Source organism: Anaerocolumna cellulosilytica (assembly GCF_014218335.1).
GTDB classification, from domain to species: Bacteria; Bacillota; Clostridia; order Lachnospirales; family Lachnospiraceae; genus Anaerocolumna; species Anaerocolumna cellulosilytica.
On sequence record NZ_AP023367.1, the window covers coordinates 4,752,009 to 4,773,346 of the forward strand.

A 21,338-nucleotide genomic window follows, 5' to 3' on the forward strand; every position below is an offset into this window, starting at 1 on the left:
AGCATTAACTATTTTCACAAAAAATTTGAATTACATTTTAACCCATAAACTAATATGTTCATTTTATAAATATAACGGAAAGTTCAAGATATGCTACATGCTTCTTTAATAAAATTTTATTTTGCTCTATTTTGAACTTCCCATTATTGCTATAATCAGTAAAAAGGAGAACTATGTCTCTTACTATATCACCTATCATTTACCATTTAATTATACCCCTCAGCCTACAAGATGTCACCAATAATTAACATATTTCATTATATTTCTCTCTCCATCTCCTTTCTCCCACAAAATATGCTACCTATACTCACCTCACCCCAACGGCGCAATGTGCCAATCATCCCACAAACTCCCCTTTATCATAATAGTATCTGTTAAATTCCTTGCCAGCATCCCCCCTGATGTCGATAGGTAAGACCTTGATATAATCTCCGTCTTTTCCCCCGACCCACACCGTACATGAGCCTTTCAGCTCATACGGCGTTCCATCACTAAAATTCATTTACACAATACACATAACTTTCAAGACTGCTTAATCACTTCTAAACTTAGAAGCTTACGCAAGGAATTCACCTTGCTCAACTGCCGTTTATCGGGTTTTAGTTTCCTCAGATACTTTTCTATTATCTCCTTGGTAGTAGCGTGGAGAAGTATGTGTACATCTTCACTCACGATAATTAGATTCTGGTATTTATCGTTTCCTCCTAATTTTCGGGAAACTTTATGATGACAATGAATATCATCAATTTCAAGCAATTTCTTCGAGACAGCACATTTCCCTTGCTGTGCGCAGTACAATGACAGTCGATTGTCATTGTACTCAATGCTTTTGCTTGCATCAGCATTCAGCATAAGGTAATGCAAAACACCCATGTTGATATTTCCGAGCTGTTTATGAATTTCAGCCCGACCATCGGTTGTAAACTTGTTAATACTTTTCTTTTTAAACATAGGACTTGAGTGTTTTATATAGCCTATGGGAAGGATTGGGTGCTTCTTCACGTACCTCAACTGCTTGCTTTTACCATATTTCACTTTGATAAATGGAGACAATGGAACATCAGAGGTCTTTTTCAAACGGTCTTTCAGTCTTCTTTTTAAGGCTCGGTGTACTAAGAAAGCATATTTATTAAGGTCAAGATTGACATCGGTAGCAATTCTGTAATAAGTATGCCAGCCGATTATCATTGAATTGTATCGCATAATCGCCTTGTATTCTTCCGTGTCATTTGAAGGACATTGTATCTCCTTAATGGCACTTTTCAGCTTCTCTGCAATCTTCTTCATGGATTTCTCATTCAATTTCGATTGAACAACATACCTCGTTTCTCCGTTTGGCTGTTTACCTTTTGGAGTGGCTCTAAGCTTAAACCCCAGAAATTCGGAGTAGCTTCTTTTCAGATTGACTACCTTTGATTTTTCGGGACTAATATCAAGCCCCAAACGTTCTTTTAACCACATTTTTGTTGCAATGAACATTTTATCCGCATCGCTTCTGTACCGACAAAATATTTTAAAATCATCGGCGTAACGAACAACAAAGCATTCCTTTAGTGCTGTATATTTCCGCAATGATGAGTAGATATGACCCCTGATTCCAGTACCATTTCTTGCTGTTTGCAGGCTATATTTATGTTGTGTAGGCATAAGTTCAAACTGGCTGGCTATCCACCAATCCAATTCATTTAGCACAATATTTGACAGGAGTGGGGATATTATGCCACCCTGCGGCGTTCCTTTTTCTGGAAACCCTATGCCAACGACCTCTGCTTTGAGCATACAGGAAATGATTGATAAAAGCTTCTTGTCCCTGATACCCATAGCCCACATTTGTTTCAATAGCTTTCCATGGCTGACATTATCAAAGAAGCCTTTAATATCAATGTCAACCACAAAATACAAGTGCTGAATCTGTATACATTTGTAGGCTTGCGCCATTGCCTGTTCTGCATTTCGATTTGGTCTGAATCCATTGCTTCTCTCAAAGAACTTTGCTTCACAAATAGGCTCCAGCACTTGTAGAATGCACTGCTGGATAAGCCTATCCATGATAGTAGGAATTCCAAGCGGTCTGGTTTTTCCGTTCCCTTTTGGTATTTCCACTCTGCGGACTTTTTGTGGCTGGTAGTAATCGAGCTTTTTCTGAATATGCTGTATTAATTTTGCCGTCTCCCATTTTTCTAAATGAGAAATTGTTTTATTGTCTGCTCCCGCTGTTTTACTCCCTGAATTGGTTTTGATATTTCTATACGCCAATCGAATATTCTGCTCTGAACAAATGTATCCCATTAAATCTGAGAATACCTTTTGCTCTTTGCTTTCTGCATATAAATCATCAAGAACCTGCTGGAAGTCATAATATTCAGCATTTCGCAGATATGCTTTCTTCGCTGCTCGCAGTCCTGTCAAAGTCAGTAAATCCTTTCAATATGGATTTGCTTTTCTTAGTCATACTCGAACCTTTGATTTGTTAGTGTTTGTTTTTCTTGTAATTTTAGTGACTTGTGGCTATTCCTCCACGGCTTATTATCACCGCTTCACAGGTCATGCCACTACTCTCAGTCAGATAAAGCCAAGTTATGTGAAAATCACTTTCCTTGACAACGCTTCATAGAGGGCAACTCTCTGCGTTCTGACCTTTCCTCGTTCCGATATTCCTATCTTTACATGATGCCCTTAGGTAATCCTCTGAGCCTGCATACTTGATACCGCCTGTAACGGTATAGGGTATTTCATAGGACGACAGTTTTACTTTACCCCATATGCCAAACCGTAGTTTCACATACATTTCTATATGTTCAGCCTTATAGACCCGTACATTCGGATTTTCGTCAGTGTTAGTCTTACACATTCTAACCATAGGCATTTTATAGACCCCCGACCTATCAGCCACACCTCCCACCTCTGGGAAGCTTTCGTTTTCAATAGTAATTATTGAAACTACGGTAGCTTTCAGCCGACTTCACCGAGCTTTATACGCTTTGCTTTTTGCCAAGCTCACGCATATCGGAGTATCAGGGTGAGCGTTTCAGGGCGTTACACCATCATTCCACTCATTGGAATATCAGTTCTCCAAGAACTGCATTACATTAATTTTATTAAGAGATAATGCAGACTTGTGCGTAACCTTTTCAGTTACGAGCGAGTCGCACGCGTCCATACATCTATCACCCAGGTATTTACCGTATAACTACCATCCGGCATCCAAATCGGCGAAAAATGTGTCCGGTTCTGATAGGTACTGTATTCATTTTCTTGAAATTCAAACTCTGCTCTGGTGCCACCTCTTTTTAAATCCAACACCCTCCAATAGGTCTTATATTGAAATTCCGGAAAATAGGACACTGCATTTTGTGGATATGTAATTGCTGAACTCTGATTGCTACTAACGGATGCCGTTACCAATTCATTTACGCCATAACCACTTTTCATAGTCCTGCCATTGGCTGTCGGATTCTTACCATCCACCTGTATCTTCATATCTGCCGAAAATGTAGCATAATACTGGTTTTCATCAAACTCCCACCAACCACGATCAACCCATTTTTCTACCCAAGTACTGCTGGAATGCACCGTGCCTTCACTATCCGTCCAGCTATCACTGTCCCAATACCCTTCATCTACCCATTTGGTTTTCCACCTTGGTCTCCAGACACTCCAATCTGCCCTTGTTTTTTCCTCTCGGGATGGAATTGGTGCATAGATAAAAGAATCGTTTTGGTCATCTGCTTCTGGATTGGGTGGAGGATTTTTATCTAAATCCACTATCTTCACATGAATCACACCTTTGGAAGCACTGCCACTGCCGCTTATGGTAACGGGAATATCCATCTTCTGTTTCTTGGATGGAGTTCTCCATTTTACCCAAACAAGTTGGGAACCGCCTTCTGGATAAAATACATTACCAACTTGATAGGTTGTTCCTGCAATCTGAAAAGAAACCGTAGTGGGGTGATCTGGGTCGGACTGCCCTCCGCTTACGGTTACTGCGGTAATCACATCTGTGTTGACTCGATAGGTATAATCATTGGTACTAACGGTAGGTGGTTCCGAAGGTTCTTCTTGGAACCGGACAATTCCCAGTCCAAGAGACGATATAATATCGGCATCTGACGCTGTTGTATTCCTGCTTCCACTCCATGCTGGATATCCCAAATCCGCTTCTTCTAAAAACATAGAAAGTGGTAAGTTTTTATGGGTGAGAGAAACCATTCTTCTTCGGAGCAACCCATCCAACTTTTTATTATACAATGCTGCCTCGGTAGCTGTTGTCGCTGTCATATTACCTTCAAACTTGTAATAGGCGATTGGTTCCAAGAGTAATTTATATTCCCCATTTATTAAAACATCGTAGTTCATACCTGTTTGCTTTGCGATTAGCTTAACCAAATACTCCGAGCAAAAATATTTTTTGATTGCAGTAATATTACTTTCTCCACTAACAGAAATGATTTTCGGAATACTTTTGGAGGGTTTTACACTGGTATAACCTCCCTTGACTGGGGTTAAAGCTCTCCCTGTGCTATATTGTATTTTGCTTACTTTTCCAAAATTATTAATTCCTACTTTGGGTGGCTTGTTCGTTAAATCAATTGGTGTTGCAACAATGGCATGATCCCTCACACGTACTACGGTTATCCGTACTCCTTCATTACTGGATGACCAGGTATTTCCACTGGAGCCATGACCAAGTCCCCCACCTCCAGAATCCACATTTCCATTTCCTGCAGCTAATGCTGGGATGGGTATTATGAGATAAAGCACCATAATAACTGCTATTATTCTTATGAAATGCTTGTACATTCTTCCTCCTCCACAAAGAAGGCACTGCTCATCGCAGTGCCCTCTCTTACTGAATATTCTATTAGTCCATGTCTCCCACTTGTTTGTCGATGTCTCCATCACTATCCCCATATATTACTGTATTATCTCCACCGTCCGGTACATTATCAAATCCCGGAAATCCACCGGATGAGTTCTTCTTCTCTGGCTTTGATGTAGGCTTTGCCGTTGGTGTTGGTTTTTTTGTTGGTTTTGGTGAAGGTGTTGGGGTAGGTTCTGGTTTTGCCGTCGGTGTCGCCTCCGGTTTTTTCTCTTTCTGCTTTGTTGGTTCTCCTTTTTCGTTGGTTTGTTTCTCCGTTGGCTCCGTCCCCTGTTCTTCTCTCCCCGTTGGTTTAGGAGAAATGTCTGGTTGAATCGTTTGATTTGTTCCTGTATCAATAGAGCCGCTTCCCTCATTGACTGCTTCTTTTGTAACGGGTGCTACTGTCACGGTTACTTTATTTTCTCCTGATTCTACTTTTTCCTGATTTTCTGGAGTTTTCACGGTAAGCTCACTGCTTTCTTTGTTATCCGTTGGAAAAACATCTTCTGCCACTGGTTTGTTCTGAAATCGCCTTCCAATTACTATCATAAGCACTGCCATGAGCAGTATTCCTCCTGCAATTACAAACTTTTTTCCACTCTTCTTTTTCATAAGCTCCCTCATTTCCTTCCCTTATCGTTTTTGTTTTTCTCTCTATCCTAAATCATGCTTATTTCAAAACTTTGGTGTATACCCTGCACTGGTTCGAACTTTTATTTTCATATTGGTCAGTTGCTTTCCTGCAAATGACACTGGCACTTCCAGCAGGATAGTACTGTCTATTCGAAATCGATGTTCTGTTTGATCACTGGTGGCAAAGGGTGCATTGGTGATTTCCACTTCTAAGTCCGATATGGTAAATTCCGTTTTTCCATCTTCTGTTATTTTACTACTATACTCTTCATTATCGGTCAAACCTAAAATAATAGCAAGTCTCTCATACATATCTCCATAATCCAAGGACTCTTCAAATTCAGATGCAATGGGCTGATACCCTCCAGAATAGCCTTCCCTGACTCCGTGATAAACCTCATCATAATTATCACTGACGGTTGATATAACAGCAGATTGCAAAGCATCCTGTACCCCTTTTGCAATAATCATAAGCCGGAAATACTCGGAGATACCAGTAAAGAGTAAGACAAGTGCCAAAGTAACTGCTACCGCTAAGGGAAATCCATTTCCCTTATTATTATGTAGCACTGAAATCCTCTTTTTTACTTCCAATAGACTTCCCCCTTCCCGGCAGCATCGGCTTTTAATGTAATGGGAAATGAGGCAAATCCTCCAAATAGTCCGATATTCATATGGTAGGTAACAGTTACGCTAATTTCTTCATTCAACTGAATCCTTCCACTTTTTGACCAGGTTACCACAGGGGTAATCCCTATTTTTTCTCGTAATACGGCTTCTCGTTGTGAGGTTTCTGTTCCCACCCCTCCTGCTCTTTCTGCTTCCCGTACCAGTTCAGTCGCAAAGGTATCCACTTGCTGTTTGATGATGTAAGCCGGAAGTACCTTTACCGCTATGGCTATGACAAGCATGGCACAAAGTACCAAAACCACCACATCCAGATACCCTTCTCCACGATTATTCTTTATAATGCGTTTCAACTCTGCCACCTCCTAAAACAATCCCCGAAGGGATTGTAAAATCTCTGAAAAGATAACAACCACATATGTCATGACAAAGCATAACAGCATTACAAAGCTGAATACTCTGATTTTAGGCGGTATCTTCATTGCCTTTGCTTTCAATCGTTGCAATTCAAACTGCTTCATATCATGAGAAAGCATTTGAAAATACATGGCTCCATCATCTCCACGAAGGACGCTGATTAGCCCTCTTGTGATGTCCGATAACATGGGGGAATTGAGCCTTGCCTCAAACCGGGTAAGCGCCGCTTCATAACTGCTGGAACGCATATCCGCTGTTAACACATCCAGTTCATAACAAAAAGCTTCTCCTGCATTTTTCTTGTAATGTTCCAGTATACCAATGACATCTCTGCTTGCCTTTAGCTCCTGGGTAATGGTTGCAACAAACCTTGGTAATTCGGATTCAATTCGTTCTCGTTTGGCAGATAGTTTCTTATCTGCTTTCTTACTTTCCTGAAAATAGATAGCGATTGCCAGAAAGAATAGAATAGGTGTAAGCAAAGGTACAACGAATAAGGAAAGAACTCCTCCCATCCCTATAAGGCCAGCCTTTAACAGGGCATATGCCACATACTCTTCCGGTGTTTGGCTGATTCCCGCCGCATGTAAGGTGTTGCTTAACCTGTGCCTTTTATATTCATCCATAGGAATATGCCTTCCCAATGCAACAGACCACCCACTTAACACGGTGTCCAAACTATTTACTTTTTTATTTTGTTTCCTGCTTGCGGTTATCATTGCCCTGCTTGTTCCATATCGTGGTAACTTTAAACAATCTGCAACTATCAAATACAACCCCGTTGCAAGTAATACACCAAATACTATCATAACATTCATGTTCCCTACCTCCGATACTCAATGGGCTGTGTCAACCGGATTACAAATGCCGTGGATACAAATATGGCGACCAGACAGATTGCCACAATAAATTGCCCCGGTAGGGTATGCATCAAGGTATGGTACCAGTCTTTGTTCAGAAAGTACAAGAGTGGAATGTTCAAAAGCACCAGAAACTCCATGGTAATGAACTCTTTTCTCGGTTCAAACACCAGATTCTCCAATTCCCCATTTACCACCCGCATATCAGATAGTTTAGATACAATGGGTGTCAAAGTAGTCTTTAGACTCCTATCATACTGGCAGGCAATCATGGCATCGCACCATTCCTGAAACACATTGTTTTCAATTTTCCCTCTCATATCCAAAATACCTTTTGTAATGTCCGGGTAAATCATTTTTATTCGGTATACAAAGGATTGAAACACGGATAAAATAGGCGGATTCAGATAATCCATGTTTTCTTCCACCGCTGTTAGGATATCATCGTTTCGTAGATATGCCGTTGTAATGATAGAAAGCGCCGTTTCCAGTTCTGCCGCAATGTCCTTCTTATAGTGGGTCTGAGTCAGTCTAACATACCAGAAGGGAAGAAAAAGAAATCCTCCTGCCAAAACCGGCACTAAAAATACGTTTTCTAACAGAATCGCAATGGACGCTCCTATGGCAAATAAAATAAGAGAGCAGGCGCAAATCATGGGAAAACGATGTTCTCTGCCTGTAATGGTTAAGATGGATTCAATCTCCTTCACTTCCCGTTTGAAAATGGAAGGCTTCTTTTGCCCCGTGGCTTCCTTCACTTCTTCTCGTATACTTTTTGGGGTACGTGTAAGCCCATTGAAAATCTGTGATGTTAATTCTTTTGGTTGAATGGACAATAGCAAGAAAAATCCCATAATCATGCTAAGACTGGCAATTAATAAAACTAAATTCATAGCACTGCTTCCTCCTTTGCTTTCATGGAATGGATTAATTCAAGCGGCATTCCATTTTCTAATAACCGTTTAGAAAGTCCTTCGGAAATATTGGATTTTTGCTCATGATATCCGCTAATGCAAAACTTCCTTGCCTCATCCATATAATTTTCTGTTATCACATATTGAAATAAGGTTCGATAGTTTCTGGTTCCATTGGGCAGAATTTCACACTCCATAATCTCCATCATTCTTCGCTGCTTATTTTCCAGCTGCTTGCAAAATACAATAATGGGATAGGCTTCTGTTACGTAGCCCATCAAGGTCTCATCGGACATATCCACGGCACGTTTGCATAAAGAGACCATTCTGCGATAGGTCGATTCACAGGAATTGGCATGAATTGTAGTGAGAACTGCAATCCCCGTTCGTGCTGCTTCCTGTGCCGCATTGGCTTCTGCTCCTCTCATTTCCCCTACCACCGCAATATCCGGATTGAATCGAAGTGCCATATCCAGGAGCTTGATTTGGTCAATCTTTTGCTTCTCATTTTCACTATCTTTGGTAATGGTATGGATTACGGAATTTACCACCTTACCCTCTTGGAACCTAGTTAAATCCAATTCCCTTGATCCCGTTTCAATGGTGTAGATTCTCTTGTGATTGGGAATGGTGGTTAAGAGCCAGCCAAGTACCGTGGTTTTACCGGAACTGGTTGCTCCTGCCACACAAATAGAGATTCCATAACGAATGAGGTTGGACAAAAAATCCAGCATTTGACCCGTGGCTGTTCCACTCTGGACAAAGTCGTTCTTTTGCATACTCTGAGGATTGACAATACGAATGGAAGCTGCTACTCCTACATCTTCATCTACCAGAGGTGTTTTTAGAACGGCAATACGAATATTCTTAGACAAGTGACCCAAAACAGCAGGACTTGCATTATCTAACACAATTCCTGATACATGAAGCATTCTTCGGATTACATGAATGGCATGCTCCGGGGATTCAAAATGCTCCTCCAGCTTTACAGTTCTTCCATCGGAATACTGCACCTCAATGTCCTGCCAGGAATTAATATCGATTTCTTCAATCCCTTTTCCAAAAATATATTTGGTAAGGAACCCATACTCTGCCATCTCGGTATATAAGGCGTCAATAAGTTCCTGACTCTCCATCCCTTTTACGCTAATTTTTTTCTCCAGAATGTATTGATGGATATAGCGTTTCATCTGCTCTTTGGCATCTTCCAGCTCCTGATTGGTAATCAACTCGGAGTATCGCTCTGAAATATACTCCTGTACCTCTTTTAAAACATCTTGAAATTCTCTTTGTTCCAATTCGGTAGAAAGTATGTAATCCTGGGTGGGGTGTTTTGAGAAAATAGTTGATGGGTGGATTGCCTGCTCATTCATTGCCAGATTCAACAGCTCGTCCATTCGTTCTTTCATTTGATTTTCCTTAAAATCACTTTCTCTCTGGCAGAAAGGATGATTTTCTTCTGTCTCATTATCTAAACTTACCTTTTGCACGGAATTGTTTTTGCTTTCTTTTTCTTTCTGCAACCATTTCTTCTTTAGCATCCCAGCACCTCCTTTGCGATTTTTTCTATTTCTGAGCAAAATGCTTTACTATTTCTCAAATTCATATCTTCCAGTAATGTACCAGCAAGATATTGTTCTTCCAGTTCTCTGGAATAGGGTAATTGAAAATCAATATTACCCAATGCTCCTGCCATATGCTCTACCCCCTGGTTTGGTTTTACATTTGACAACACTTTATACTGCTTACCAGAATTCTTTGCATCACTATACAGAAGCTTCAACTGACTAGAAAGATAGCTAATGGATTTGAGGTCACGGTTGGATAGGCGAAGCATAGCATCACACTCCATAATAGAAACTGCTGATAAAATGTCATTTGCAATATAGCTGCTACAATCAATAATGATATAGGGTGCTGTTTTTCGCAGCGCTGTAAGAAATTCCTCTGCCTGAATTCTTGAATAGGCAGCATAGGTGTATTCATTTTCTCCTTTTAACATTCCAATCATGGTCAGGTATGCCAGTTTCTTATGAGTAATTATATTACTTTTTACAAGTTGATCCGTTACATGGGTTGCAGACAGAATACTTCCTAATGAACCCAAGGGTCGAGCGGAATCTTTCTGGATTTCCAAAGAAGAAGGCGGACAAATACAAGGAAGCATGGGTGCCGTCATATCGCATAGCACTAACACCACATTTTTCTTATGATCTGCCAGGTATTTTGCAAGCTTTACCGCAACCGTAGTTTTCCCAGTACCGGGACTCCCCCAGACTGCAAAAATACCACCTTGAGGAAGTTCTTCTACACAAGTCTTACTCTTGTTATTACGGGTAAAAATAGAATCCTTTTTAAATTGCAACATTCTTATTCCCCCTCTTTATATTCCGAAGTGGTTTCTGTATCAGGATATAATTCTGCCAATGCTTTCTCCTGTGCCTCCAGAAATTTCTTGGCATTGCTCGCTTCTCCACGGTACACAAGGGAAAGATGGCTTTCTCCATCCGCTTCCAGGTTTGCCAAAATATTGCCCTGCTCCGGTGTCACCAGTAAGGTAACGGTAGAGGGCAGTTCTCTCTCCTCTTTTTTGCTTTCTTTCCCCTTCCCTGTATTTGCATCCTGTCCACTGGACGTAGTAACCGAAATCACTTCTACATACCGAAGTTCCGGTGGGATTACCGTAAGCCCCTGCTTCTTATAATCTGGTGCAATCACGGATACCACATCTCCACTCTGTAACTTGCCAGATAGTCCATTGGCAAAGTTTTTCAGAGTAATAGAAATTGCTTGTTTACTTCCATCTAACTGATATAAATAGGCATTTTCAGCTTGTGGCGTTTCTGACACTTTTGTGTTTAGAATATAATCTCCCACCGATAAATCAGCCAACGCATAATAACCTAACACCGTTTCCTTGGACTGAATCACGTTTTCTGGAAGCTGATAACTTCCTACTTCCACACTTTGAATCATATCTTTGGTAATGATTTCTCCCGTCTTTATTTCTTTTACCACCCGGATAATCTCCTTCTTCTGATTCACCTGCCGATTAAACATAGGCGTAATCCCAAAGCAGATGAGCAGGGAAAGAATAATACAGCCGATTCCCACAACGGTTCTATTTTTAAATAAGCTCATTGATAACTCCTCCTAATTTCAAACTATAAATACACAAAAATCCAATGGTCAGGCACGGTGCCAATGGCATGGAACAGTCTTTGAAGTCTTTTCGTCCCTTCTCTTTCGCTTTAACTCTTTGTAGTAAAAATACAAAGCCAAATACTACGATTTGTAAGGAGAGTCCAAGGATAACTGCCATATTAGTTTCTTGTAATCCGAGCACCAGCCCGGTGGCAGCGACCAGCTTTATGTCGCCACCACCTAAGCGGTTTGGTGCTATCCATACCGCAATGATTAACAAAGGTACTGCTGCCAAAATTCCCATGAGATGGATTGGTCTAAAATCCAAACAGGAGATTGCTCCAACAGAGCACCAGATAACGGTCGGTATCACCCGCTTTCGAATATCCAGATACGCTGCTCCCACCATCAGGATAAAAAATAGCACTGCCTGAAGCATGGTATTAGCCTGCATAATTAAACATGTCCTGAATTCTTCTGCTTAGGGTGGGCATTACAATATTTCCAAACAATGCATATAACCCTGCTAGCAATAATGCTCCCAGCACAACTGCAATTAAAATTTTGACCGCGGTGTCGATGTAGCCTTCCCCCTTATTATTGCTTAGTGCAAGCTGTACCTTCACTGCCTGTTTTCCCATGAATTTGCTTACTTTCTTTCCAAACTTTTTCATCTTAATCTTCCTCATTCTTTCTTTTATTTGCTTGTTTTGTTGTAAAAAAATAAGACAGCATAAAAAGACCTGTCTTAACCTATTTTTTCTGAATGCTTATAAAACTGCTTTCGCAAACATTTTTACTATGTTACTTACATAGCCAGTTTGATATCTTCTTTGTTCCAAACCATCCACCCCATAAAGTGGATGGCAGATTGTCCGTGTACCATCCCACTCTATAAGTGAATATTTAATTTCTACACGAAACAACCCTTAATCCGGTTTGTCCCGTATCCGATTCATTTCAATTCCTTTCCCTACATTCTGATATATATGATAGCTAATATACTCTCTTATTGAACCTGTTTTTCTTGTGATAATCCTTAAATTTTATACTACCCAACTCCAATGATATCTACGGCGTTCCTACTCTCACAAAAGCCATAAAAATTCTTGCCACAAGCCCAAATAACCAAAGTATAACTTTCACAAGTTCCAATGCAAGTTTTATACCGCTCAAAAGAAGTATTCCTATCCATTTCAGCAAAGTAAGTGCTGCTACTCTCACCCATGTAACCATCTTTTTCATAGCTCAGTTCCTCCTATGACCATACATTGGATAAGGAAGATAAGACTTCATCTTCTTCCAGCCTATCCTTATTCTCTGAAATTACCTCTGGATTTTCCGCCACATATGGCATTGCTGGTGCACCAATACCTGCTCGTCCTGCAAGAGAGGAACAAAGGAGATTCACTACCTCTTTCATCACTTTATCCGTTACTCGTTGTTCCAAGTCTTCCAGCTCTTTTCTTTTTATATATCCAGTACCAAGTTCCTGTTCCAAAGCAGCCTCACTTAATAGCTCTTCTCTTGCATAGTTCCGAATATTTCTGAGAATCGAATCTGTGATAAATTGATTCTGTGATTTATGAATTCCCTTATTTAAGTTCTGCAAGGTCTGATGTATGGTTAGATGCTCTTGGTTTGTCAAGTTCAAACGGAAGGTATATTGAATCACATCATCTTTATTTTTTACCTTTCCCATACTCCCTACCCCCTTACATTTCTAAGAGCTATTCTTGCCATCATTTCATATCCCTTGGCATTGGCTTTGACATCCAGCTTATATTCAATATTGGGCAGCCTCACACTGCCATAGTTCTTCACAACACTTGCTCCCCCACCTACGATAATAATGGGCGTCGTCTGAATGTTGATTTCCAATTCCTTTAGTGAACGAATTACCATGTCGGCATAGCTTTTCAGATATCGGTCTACCAACTGTAATACTTCTTCCGGTACATTGTTTAAGTGATGGTGACGGATATAATGCTCGATATCGACTCCTTCCAATTCATAGTTAAAGTTTTTAACACAGTCTCTGTTAATTTCTCTCATACAGGTAATTAATCCGTGTGGTAGGCTGTTACACTTTCTGTCATCCGGCTTTTTATTAATGACCGGCATAATATCAATTGTCCAGGAACCAATGTCTACCACCACTGCTCTTCTTTGAAAATTTGGTATCAGCTCTGTAACTGCCGAATAGCACTGAGGATATACCGAAACCTTTACAATCTTGATATGGTACTGCTTTTCTTCAAACTTAAACTGGACTTCCTGATTCTTTGACAGGTACTCAATAAATGCTTGCTTCTCCTCTCCAAACCTTGTCAGCGGTAAACCCACTGCCAAATACACCGTTGCTTCTGTAATGTTTCCTCTCTTTTCTAACTCCTTTGCAATGGCTGCCAAGGTAAGCAGATAAAAATCATCGTTTTCCACCTTGGTATTCTTAATCTCCAGACGTTCACCACCAATGTTGTAGTACTTACCCTTGTACTCCAACACATCCTTAAAAAATGTAGGTGACGGATTCTCTTTTATGGATGTAGTAAACACTGTTGTTGGAGTTTTCATATGACTCCAGCCATGATCAATCCCTATTACTTCAATCTTATTATTCACCGTTTTATCCCTCCTGTTTTTGATATGTAATAACCACTTCATCTACACAGCCTACTTTCTCTCTAATAACTTTTTCATGCAGGGAAAGCAATATCGTTCGGACTGCCGATAGGCACATCCCTCGCATTCCTTTTTCTTTTGGTCATTCTCTGCTACTGGCTGTCTTTTTTCTTTATAACACTGTTTTCTGGAACAGCCATGACTGTTGCCCCAGAAAAATTTACATTTCATACAAGATTTTAAATCTCGCTCTAATTCATACTTTTTCTTTGTATCCTTGTCCGCTGATTTGCTTGTAACTGTTGTAATTCGCACGCTTACATCCTCCTACTTTATTCATAGCAAAATACTATGTAAGTGTACGCCGCTTCTCTCAAAGCACCTCATCGCCCCGTACACAAGGGATGTACTCATCCCCGGGAGTTACTGGCGAATTAACGCCGCATGTCACTTGATTGTGATTACGATGCCTCAAATTAATTTCTTGATGCAATCCCCTCTTCTGCCATTTCGAGGATTGGGAGTTCTCGTTAGACCCCCGTGTAGGTTATTATCCTTCCGCCATATTCATGCTTTTCCTTAAACTCGCTCCCTCTTCACCTTTCGGTCCTTCGACTCTCGTGGCAAGCCTTGACTGATTTTATGTCCAGATATACACCGGAATTTTCCATGCTGTAACTGCTATTTAGTTGATGCATTAAGATTACATCAGATAGGTTCATTTGAACATTCCGCCACATGGTAAATATTTTTATAAACTTACCATGTAATGGTAAATCCATTATCAAATAAGTTTTTTAGATTTTTCCAATAATACTATGATTTCTACGCAAGCAAAAAAAGGACATCTTTCTAAAATTTCTTCTAGAAAAATGTCCTTAAAGTGCAAAATATTAAATTGGTCTCTGGATGCAAATTTATATTATCACGTATTATGCTGTACTATACGCTGTAAATTTGCTGTACTCTTGCTGTACTTAGGACTAGCGAAGTGCCTCAAACCCTTGATTTTACTGAACTTACTTCTCCAAGCTCTTCATCGTCGGGAACAACAATACATCCCTGATTGCCGCAGAATCTGTTAACAGCATAACCAAACGATCAATACCGATACCAATACCACCAGTTGGCGGCATACCATATTCCAGGGCATTTAAGAAATCTTCATCTAGAGAGTTGGCTTCTTCATCTCCTGCTGCACGAAGTGCTTCCTGGGCTTCAAATCTGCCTCTTTGGTCAATTGGATCATTTAACTCAGAGAAAGCATTTGCCATTTCTCTCTTTGTAATAAACAACTCAAAACGCTCTGTAAAATCTGGTGCATCCGGTTTTCTTTTTGCTAATGGTGAAATTTCAACAGGATGATCCATAATAAAGGTGGGTTGTATTAAGTTCTCTTCTACGAATTCTTCGAAGAAAAGATTAATAATATCACCCTTTTTATGTCGGTCTTCATATTTTATGTGATGTTCTTTTGCCAGCGCTTTTGCTTCCTCTTCGGAAGTGACCTGCGTAAAGTCAACGCCGGAATATTTTTTAACAGCCTCTAACATTGTCATACGTTCAAAAGGCTTTGATAAATCAATTTCCACTCCGTCGTATGAGATAAGGGTTGTCCCAAGAACATTTTTCGCAACTGTACGATACAATTCTTCCGCTAAATCCATCATACCATAGTAATCTGTATATGCCTGATATAACTCAAGTAATGTAAATTCAGGATTATGTCTTACAGAAAGTCCTTCATTTCGAAATACTCTTCCGATTTCATATACTCTTTCTAAACCGCCGACAATTAGACGTTTTAAATATAACTCAAGAGAAATTCTTAAATGAATATCTTCATCCAGGGCATTGTGATGTGTCAAGAAAGGTCTGGCTGCGGCACCGCCTGCATTGGGTACCAATACCGGTGTTTCCACTTCTATAAAGTTTTTAGAGTCCAAGTATCTGCGGATTTCACGTATAATTAAGGAACGTTTTACAAAGGTATCCTTTACTTCCGGATTCACAATTAGGTCTACATATCTTTGTCTATAGCGAGTATCCGTATCCTTTAATCCATGGAATTTTTCTGGAAGTATCTGAAGACTTTTGGTTAGCAAAACTACTTTAGTCGCTTTAATTGATATTTCTTCCGTATGAGTTTTAAAAACTTCACCTGTAATTCCTATGATATCTCCAATATCATACTTTTTAAAATCAGCGTATTCCTCTTCGCCGATTGCATCTTTTCTGATATAAGACTGGATATTCCCTTTGATATCCTGAATATTACAAAAGGAAGCCTTACCCATGATTCTCTTAGACATAATACGACCGGCTATGGATACCTCCTTGCCTTCTAACTGCTCAAATTCTGCTGCTACTTCTGCTGAATGATGAGTCACATCGTATTTCATAATCTGGAATGGATCTTTACCATTTTCCTTTAATTCGGTGAGTTTTGCTCTTTTTATCTTTAACAGTTCATTTAGGTCCTGTTCCGCCTGTATCTTTTCTTCAGCCACAATCTTTCACCCTTTCTTTCAATTGATTTGATAATTGCAAAACCTTGCTAAAATAAAATGGAACGTTTCACAACTACCTCTTACACCTAATGCCAGGATAGGACAAACATGTCCTAAATTAAAGCCTGCTGTCATCCTACCTGTATTGGCAATACAATAAATCTGTGCCATATACAGGGTATCAAAGGAAATAACAGGGGTTATGCATGGATTTATTAGATGAATTTATCCACTTTGCAACAGCCCCTGATTCACTCTTAAAATTTAATTTGATTTCAGAATTTCTACTATTTTATATTGTAAGACGCCTGAATGGGTTTCTACACTAACAACATCTCCAATTCTTGCTCCAATTAAGGCCTTGCCTACAGGGGATTCGTTAGAAATCTTACCTTTCAGGCTGTTTGCTTCTGTAGAACCAACAATTTTATATTCCATTTCCTCATCATACTCAAGATCAATAATTCTAACTCTGCAGCCGATGTTGATAACATCTACTTCTACCTCATCTTCAACAACAACTTCTGCATTTTTAAGAATTTTATCTATTTCTTCAATTCTGGCTTCAATCTCTCTTTGTTCATCTTTCGCTGCATCGTATTCAGCATTTTCAGATAAATCGCCTTGTTCTCTGGCTTCTTTTATCTTCTGGGCAACTTCTTTTCTTTTGTTTACTTTTAAATCCTGAAGTTCTTCCTCTAAAAGTTTTAATCCCTCATAGGTCAATATGTTCTTTTTATCTGCCATATTTAAACACCCTTCCTCCGTTTTAATCGATATTACGATACATTCAAAGTATTATAACGTATCACTGTAGCCTTGTCAACAGCTTAAAGTCCTATTTATCTAATACTTTAGCAGATTTTATCCCCTTTTCAGAGGCTGTTGCAGAAGAGCCGTTCTTACTATTATTCGCTCCTCCAAAGACTATTGTATATCTTATCAAGGTACTCTTAAAATTATACCTTAGATTCAGATTCTTTTGTATAATATATAAATATTTTTTCATATTAAGGCGCTTTTATTAAAATTTTAAATAAGTTGGAAGAAACCCTTTACACAGGTGTCGAATAGTGCTATTCTCTAGTATAGGTATTTTTTCTAAATACATATATTAGTAATTGAGGCGCGCTTAAGGTGACTCTTTCTTTTGTTGTCTTTTGCACAGTAACCCCATTACTACATTCATAAGGAGGATAATATAACATGGCTAGAAAAATGAAAACCATGGATGGAAACAATGCTGCGGCTCACGTGTCATATGCATTTACCGATGTTGCAGCTATCTATCCGATTACACCATCTTCAGTTATGGCTGAAGTTACAGATGCTTGGTCTACACAAGGTAGAAAAAACATCTTCGGACATGAAGTTCAGGTAACCGAAATGCAATCAGAGGCCGGTGCTGCTGGTACTGTTCACGGTTCTTTAGCAGCCGGTGCATTGACTACCACGTTCACAGCATCCCAAGGTTTACTGTTAATGATACCTAACATGTACAAAATAGCAGGTGAATTATTGCCTTGTGTTATCGATGTATCTGCACGTGCTCTTGCAAGCCACGCATTATCTATCTTCGGCGATCACTCCGACGTATATGCATGTCGTCAGACTGGTTTTGCAATGCTATGTTCAAGCAACGTACAGGAAGTTATGGATTTAGGTGCTGTTGCCCATCTTTCAACGATTAAAGGACGTGTTCCTTTCGTTCATTTCTTCGATGGTTTTAGAACATCCCATGAAATACAGAAAATTGAAACCTGGGATTATGAGGATTTAAAGGAACTTACAGATATGGATGCAGTTACTGCTTTTCGTAATCGTGCGTTAAATCCTGAACACCCTGTAACCCGCGGTACTGCACAGAACCCTGATATCTTCTTCCAGGCAAGAGAAGCAAGCAATACATATTACAATGCTATTCCCGGCATCGTAGAAGATTACATGAATAAAGTCAATGCTAAGATTGGTACTGATTATAAATTATTCAACTATTATGGTGCTGCTGACGCAGAACATGTAATCATTGCAATGGGTTCCGTATGTGATACCATTGATGAAACAATCGATTACCTTGTTGCTTCCGGTGCTAAAATCGGTGTTATCAAAGTTAGACTTTACAGACCTTTCAGTGTAGAGCATTTATTAAATGTAATTCCTGAAACTGTAAAGCAGATTACTGTATTAGATAGAACAAAAGAACCAGGTGCTCTTGGTGAACCTTTATGGCTTGACATCGTTGCAGCCTTAAAGGAGACTAAATTCCATGATATCCCTGTATATTCAGGACGTTATGGTTTAGGTTCCAAAGATACTACTCCTGCACAGATTATTGCAGTTTATAACAATACAGAAAAGAAAAAATTCACAATTGGTATTGTGGATGATGTTACAAATCTTTCCCTTGAAATCAAGGACAATCCTAATACGACTCCTGAAAGCACAATCAGCTGCAAATTCTGGGGACTGGGTGCCGATGGTACTGTAGGTGCTAACAAAAACTCCATTAAGATTATTGGTGACCACACAGATATGTACGCACAGGCTTACTTTGACTATGATTCAAAGAAATCCGGCGGTGTTACCATTTCCAACTTACGTTTTGGTAAAGACCCAATTAAAGCTACCTATTTAGTAAGTAAAGCTAATTTTGTAGCCTGCCATAATCCTTCCTATGTAAGAAAATATAACATGGTACAGGATTTAAAAGAAGGCGGTACTTTCTTACTTAACTGCGGATGGTCTATGGAAGAAATTGAAGAACATCTTCCAGGTCAGGTAAAACGCTACATAGCAAAACATAATATCAAATTCTATACAATCGATGGTATCAGCATTGGTAAGGAAATCGGTCTTGGCGGACGTATTAATACAGTTCTTCAGGCAGCTTTCTTTAAACTTGCTAATATTATCCCTGTAGAAGATGCTGTTAAATATATGAAAGATGCTGCTACTGCTTCTTACAGTAAAAAAGGCGAAGCTATTGTTAAAATGAATCATGATGCAATTGATCGTGGTATTACAGATGTCAAAGAAGTTAAAGTACCAGCTTCCTGGGGCGAATCCGTTGACGAAAGCCTGGCTTCAGTAGCAACTGGTTCCAGAAAAGAAGTTGTTGATTATGTAAACAACATCCAGAACGTGATGAACGCACAAGATGGTAACAGCCTGCCTGTTTCTGCTTTCGTTGATACAGCAGACGGAACAGTTCCTTTAGGTTCAGCTGCCTTTGAAAAACGTGGTATTGCTATTGACGTTCCTAGCTGGAATCCAGATAACTGTATCCAGTGTAACTTCTGTTCTTATGTTTGCCCTCACGCATCCATCCGTCCGGTTGCTATGACAGAAGAACAAGCAAAAGCCGCTCCTGCAGAAGCTTCCATTATGGACTTAACAGGTCTTCCTGGATATAAATTTGCTATTTCCGTATCTGCCCTTGATTGTCAAGGTTGCGGTTCCTGTGCAAATGTTTGTCCTGGTAAGAAGGGTGAAAAAGCATTAACAATGAAGAGCCTCGACAGTCAGTTAGATGCTCAGAAATTATTTGATTATGGTGTAGAAATCGGATATCCTGATGAAGTAGTTGCTAAATTTAAAGAAACTACTGTTAAAGGAAGCCAGTTTAAGAAACCTTTACTTGAGTTCTCCGGTGCCTGCGCAGGTTGTGGTGAAACTCCTTATGCTAAATTAGTTACTCAGTTGTTCGGTGATAGAATGTACATTGCAAATGCAACAGGTTGCTCCTCTATCTGGGGTGGTTCTGCTCCTTCCACACCTTACACTGTAAATAGAGAAGGCCACGGTCCAGCTTGGGCTAACTCCTTATTCGAAGACAATGCAGAATTTGGTTACGGTATGGCACTTGCTCAGAAAGCTTTAAGAAGACGTTTGCTTTCCTCCGTAGAAGCACTTTCTTCTATAGTAGACAGTGCTGACGTAAAAGCTGCTTGTGAAAAATATCTTGAAACAAGTGAATCCAGCACTGCTAATGGCCCTGCAGCAAGAGATTTAGTTGCTAAGTTAGAAGGCTGTGACTGCGATAACGCAGATAAAACAAACATCTTAGCTAACAAAGACTTCTTATCCAAGAAATCCCAATGGATTTTCGGTGGTGACGGTTGGGCTTACGATATTGGTTTTGGTGGTTTAGACCATGTAATTGCAAGCGGTGAAGATGTAAACATCCTTGTATTTGATACAGAGGTTTACTCCAACACAGGCGGTCAGTCCTCTAAATCCACTCCTACCGGTGCTATTGCACAGTTCGCTGCTGCTGGTAAGGAAGTTAAGAAAAAGGATTTAGCTGCTATAGCAATGAGTTACGGCTATGTATACGTAGCACAGATTGCACAGGGTGCTGATTACAATCAATGTGTAAAAGCATTGGTTGAAGCAGAAAACTATCCAGGACCTTCTCTTGTAATCGCTTATGCTCCATGTATCAACCATGGTATCAAAGGTGGTATGAAAGGTGCTCAGACAGAAGAAAAACGTGCTGTACAGTCTGGTTACTGGCATTTATTCCGTTTCGACCCTCGTTTAGAAGAACAAGGAAAGAATCCATTCCAGTTAGATTCCAAAGAACCTACTGCTGATTATCAGGAATTCTTAAACAGCGAAGTTCGTTACAGCTCTCTTGCACGTTCTAATCCAGAAAGAGCAAAAGTATTATTCGATAAAGCTGAAAAGAATGCAAAAGCAAAATATACTAGATTAGTAAGACTTGCAGCTCAGGACTAATAAT

General features: G+C 39.8%; 20 protein-coding genes and 1 pseudogene. 1 reads left to right on the forward strand and 20 read right to left on the reverse strand.

Annotation, left to right across the window (positions count from 1 at the left end; translation table 11 throughout):
* Nucleotides 1-522 precede the first annotated feature (522 nt).
* The 20 genes and pseudogenes from ltrA to acsn021_RS19670 form a co-directional block, all read right to left on the reverse strand.
* A complete protein-coding gene (gene ltrA, locus acsn021_RS19575; protein WP_184093215.1) occupies nucleotides 523-2,409 on the reverse strand; it encodes a group II intron reverse transcriptase/maturase in 1,887 nt (628 codons plus the stop codon).
* 199 nt (nucleotides 2,410-2,608) lie between these two features.
* Nucleotides 2,609-2,893 carry a hypothetical protein gene (locus acsn021_RS19580; RefSeq protein WP_184093285.1) on the reverse strand — a complete coding sequence of 95 codons (285 nt, stop codon included), beginning with the start codon at nucleotides 2,891-2,893 and terminating at the stop codon, nucleotides 2,609-2,611.
* Nucleotides 2,894-3,135: 242 nt separating this feature from the next.
* Nucleotides 3,136-4,803, reverse strand: coding sequence for a hypothetical protein (locus acsn021_RS19585; RefSeq protein WP_184093216.1), 1,668 nt, complete (start codon nucleotides 4,801-4,803; stop codon nucleotides 3,136-3,138).
* Between the two features lie 61 nt (nucleotides 4,804-4,864).
* A complete protein-coding gene (locus acsn021_RS19590; protein ID WP_184093217.1) occupies nucleotides 4,865-5,476 on the reverse strand; it encodes a DUF6550 family protein in 612 nt (203 codons plus the stop codon).
* A gap of 63 nt (nucleotides 5,477-5,539) precedes the next feature.
* A complete protein-coding gene (locus tag acsn021_RS19595) occupies nucleotides 5,540-6,091 on the reverse strand; it encodes a hypothetical protein (protein WP_184093218.1) in 552 nt (183 codons plus the stop codon).
* Nucleotides 6,082-6,477: a DUF4320 family protein gene (locus tag acsn021_RS19600; RefSeq protein ID WP_243167890.1), complete on the reverse strand. Its 396-nt coding sequence runs from the start codon at nucleotides 6,475-6,477 to the stop codon at nucleotides 6,082-6,084. The genes acsn021_RS19595 and acsn021_RS19600 overlap by 10 nt, the downstream gene beginning before the upstream one ends.
* Nucleotides 6,478-6,489: 12 nt before the next feature.
* Nucleotides 6,490-7,359: a secretion protein F gene (locus acsn021_RS19605; RefSeq protein WP_184093219.1), complete on the reverse strand. Its 870-nt coding sequence runs from the start codon at nucleotides 7,357-7,359 to the stop codon at nucleotides 6,490-6,492.
* 5 nt (nucleotides 7,360-7,364) lie between these two features.
* Nucleotides 7,365-8,294 carry a type II secretion system F family protein gene (locus acsn021_RS19610; RefSeq protein ID WP_184093220.1) on the reverse strand — a complete coding sequence of 310 codons (930 nt, stop codon included), beginning with the start codon at nucleotides 8,292-8,294 and terminating at the stop codon, nucleotides 7,365-7,367.
* On the reverse strand, nucleotides 8,291-9,688 hold the full coding sequence (locus acsn021_RS19615; protein WP_456298284.1) for an ATPase, T2SS/T4P/T4SS family: 1,398 nt from the start codon (nucleotides 9,686-9,688) through the stop codon (nucleotides 8,291-8,293). Before acsn021_RS19615 ends, acsn021_RS19610 begins: the two co-directional genes overlap by 4 nt.
* A gap of 161 nt (nucleotides 9,689-9,849) precedes the next feature.
* Nucleotides 9,850-10,683: an AAA family ATPase gene (locus acsn021_RS19620; RefSeq protein ID WP_184093221.1), complete on the reverse strand. Its 834-nt coding sequence runs from the start codon at nucleotides 10,681-10,683 to the stop codon at nucleotides 9,850-9,852.
* Between the two features lie 2 nt (nucleotides 10,684-10,685).
* Nucleotides 10,686-11,456, reverse strand: coding sequence for a Flp pilus assembly protein CpaB (gene cpaB, locus acsn021_RS19625; RefSeq protein ID WP_184093222.1), 771 nt, complete (start codon nucleotides 11,454-11,456; stop codon nucleotides 10,686-10,688).
* A complete protein-coding gene (locus acsn021_RS19630; protein WP_184093223.1) occupies nucleotides 11,443-11,913 on the reverse strand; it encodes a prepilin peptidase in 471 nt (156 codons plus the stop codon). Before acsn021_RS19630 ends, cpaB begins: the two co-directional genes overlap by 14 nt.
* Entirely contained in the window at nucleotides 11,903-12,100 is a 198-nt protein-coding gene (locus tag acsn021_RS19635) for a DUF6133 family protein (RefSeq protein ID WP_456298285.1), read from the reverse strand. The genes acsn021_RS19630 and acsn021_RS19635 overlap by 11 nt, the downstream gene beginning before the upstream one ends.
* Before the next feature lie 430 nt (nucleotides 12,101-12,530).
* Complete coding sequence (locus tag acsn021_RS19640; RefSeq protein WP_184093225.1) at nucleotides 12,531-12,704, reverse strand: hypothetical protein; 174 nt, start codon at nucleotides 12,702-12,704, stop codon at nucleotides 12,531-12,533.
* A gap of 13 nt (nucleotides 12,705-12,717) precedes the next feature.
* Nucleotides 12,718-13,161, reverse strand: coding sequence for a hypothetical protein (locus tag acsn021_RS19645; protein ID WP_184093226.1), 444 nt, complete (start codon nucleotides 13,159-13,161; stop codon nucleotides 12,718-12,720).
* A 5-nt stretch (nucleotides 13,162-13,166) separates the two neighbouring features.
* A complete protein-coding gene (locus acsn021_RS19650; protein ID WP_184093227.1) occupies nucleotides 13,167-14,084 on the reverse strand; it encodes a ParM/StbA family protein in 918 nt (305 codons plus the stop codon).
* A gap of 51 nt (nucleotides 14,085-14,135) precedes the next feature.
* The gene (locus acsn021_RS19655) at nucleotides 14,136-14,399 is read right to left on the reverse strand and encodes a hypothetical protein (protein ID WP_184093228.1); all 264 of its coding nucleotides are present in this window, start codon (nucleotides 14,397-14,399) and stop codon (nucleotides 14,136-14,138) included.
* Nucleotides 14,400-15,112: 713 nt separating this feature from the next.
* Nucleotides 15,113-16,597, reverse strand: a pseudogene (gene lysS / locus acsn021_RS19660) (lysine--tRNA ligase); the annotation flags it as partial.
* A gap of 261 nt (nucleotides 16,598-16,858) precedes the next feature.
* The gene (greA, locus tag acsn021_RS19665) at nucleotides 16,859-17,341 is read right to left on the reverse strand and encodes a transcription elongation factor GreA (protein ID WP_184093229.1); all 483 of its coding nucleotides are present in this window, start codon (nucleotides 17,339-17,341) and stop codon (nucleotides 16,859-16,861) included.
* 91 nt (nucleotides 17,342-17,432) lie between these two features.
* Nucleotides 17,433-17,603 carry a hypothetical protein gene (locus tag acsn021_RS19670; RefSeq protein ID WP_184093230.1) on the reverse strand — a complete coding sequence of 57 codons (171 nt, stop codon included), beginning with the start codon at nucleotides 17,601-17,603 and terminating at the stop codon, nucleotides 17,433-17,435.
* Nucleotides 17,604-17,800: 197 nt separating this feature from the next.
* On the opposite strand from acsn021_RS19670, the gene nifJ reads away from it, so the two are divergent.
* Nucleotides 17,801-21,334: a pyruvate:ferredoxin (flavodoxin) oxidoreductase gene (nifJ, locus tag acsn021_RS19675; protein WP_184093231.1), complete on the forward strand. Its 3,534-nt coding sequence runs from the start codon at nucleotides 17,801-17,803 to the stop codon at nucleotides 21,332-21,334.
* The last annotated feature ends 4 nt before the right edge of the window (nucleotides 21,335-21,338 follow it).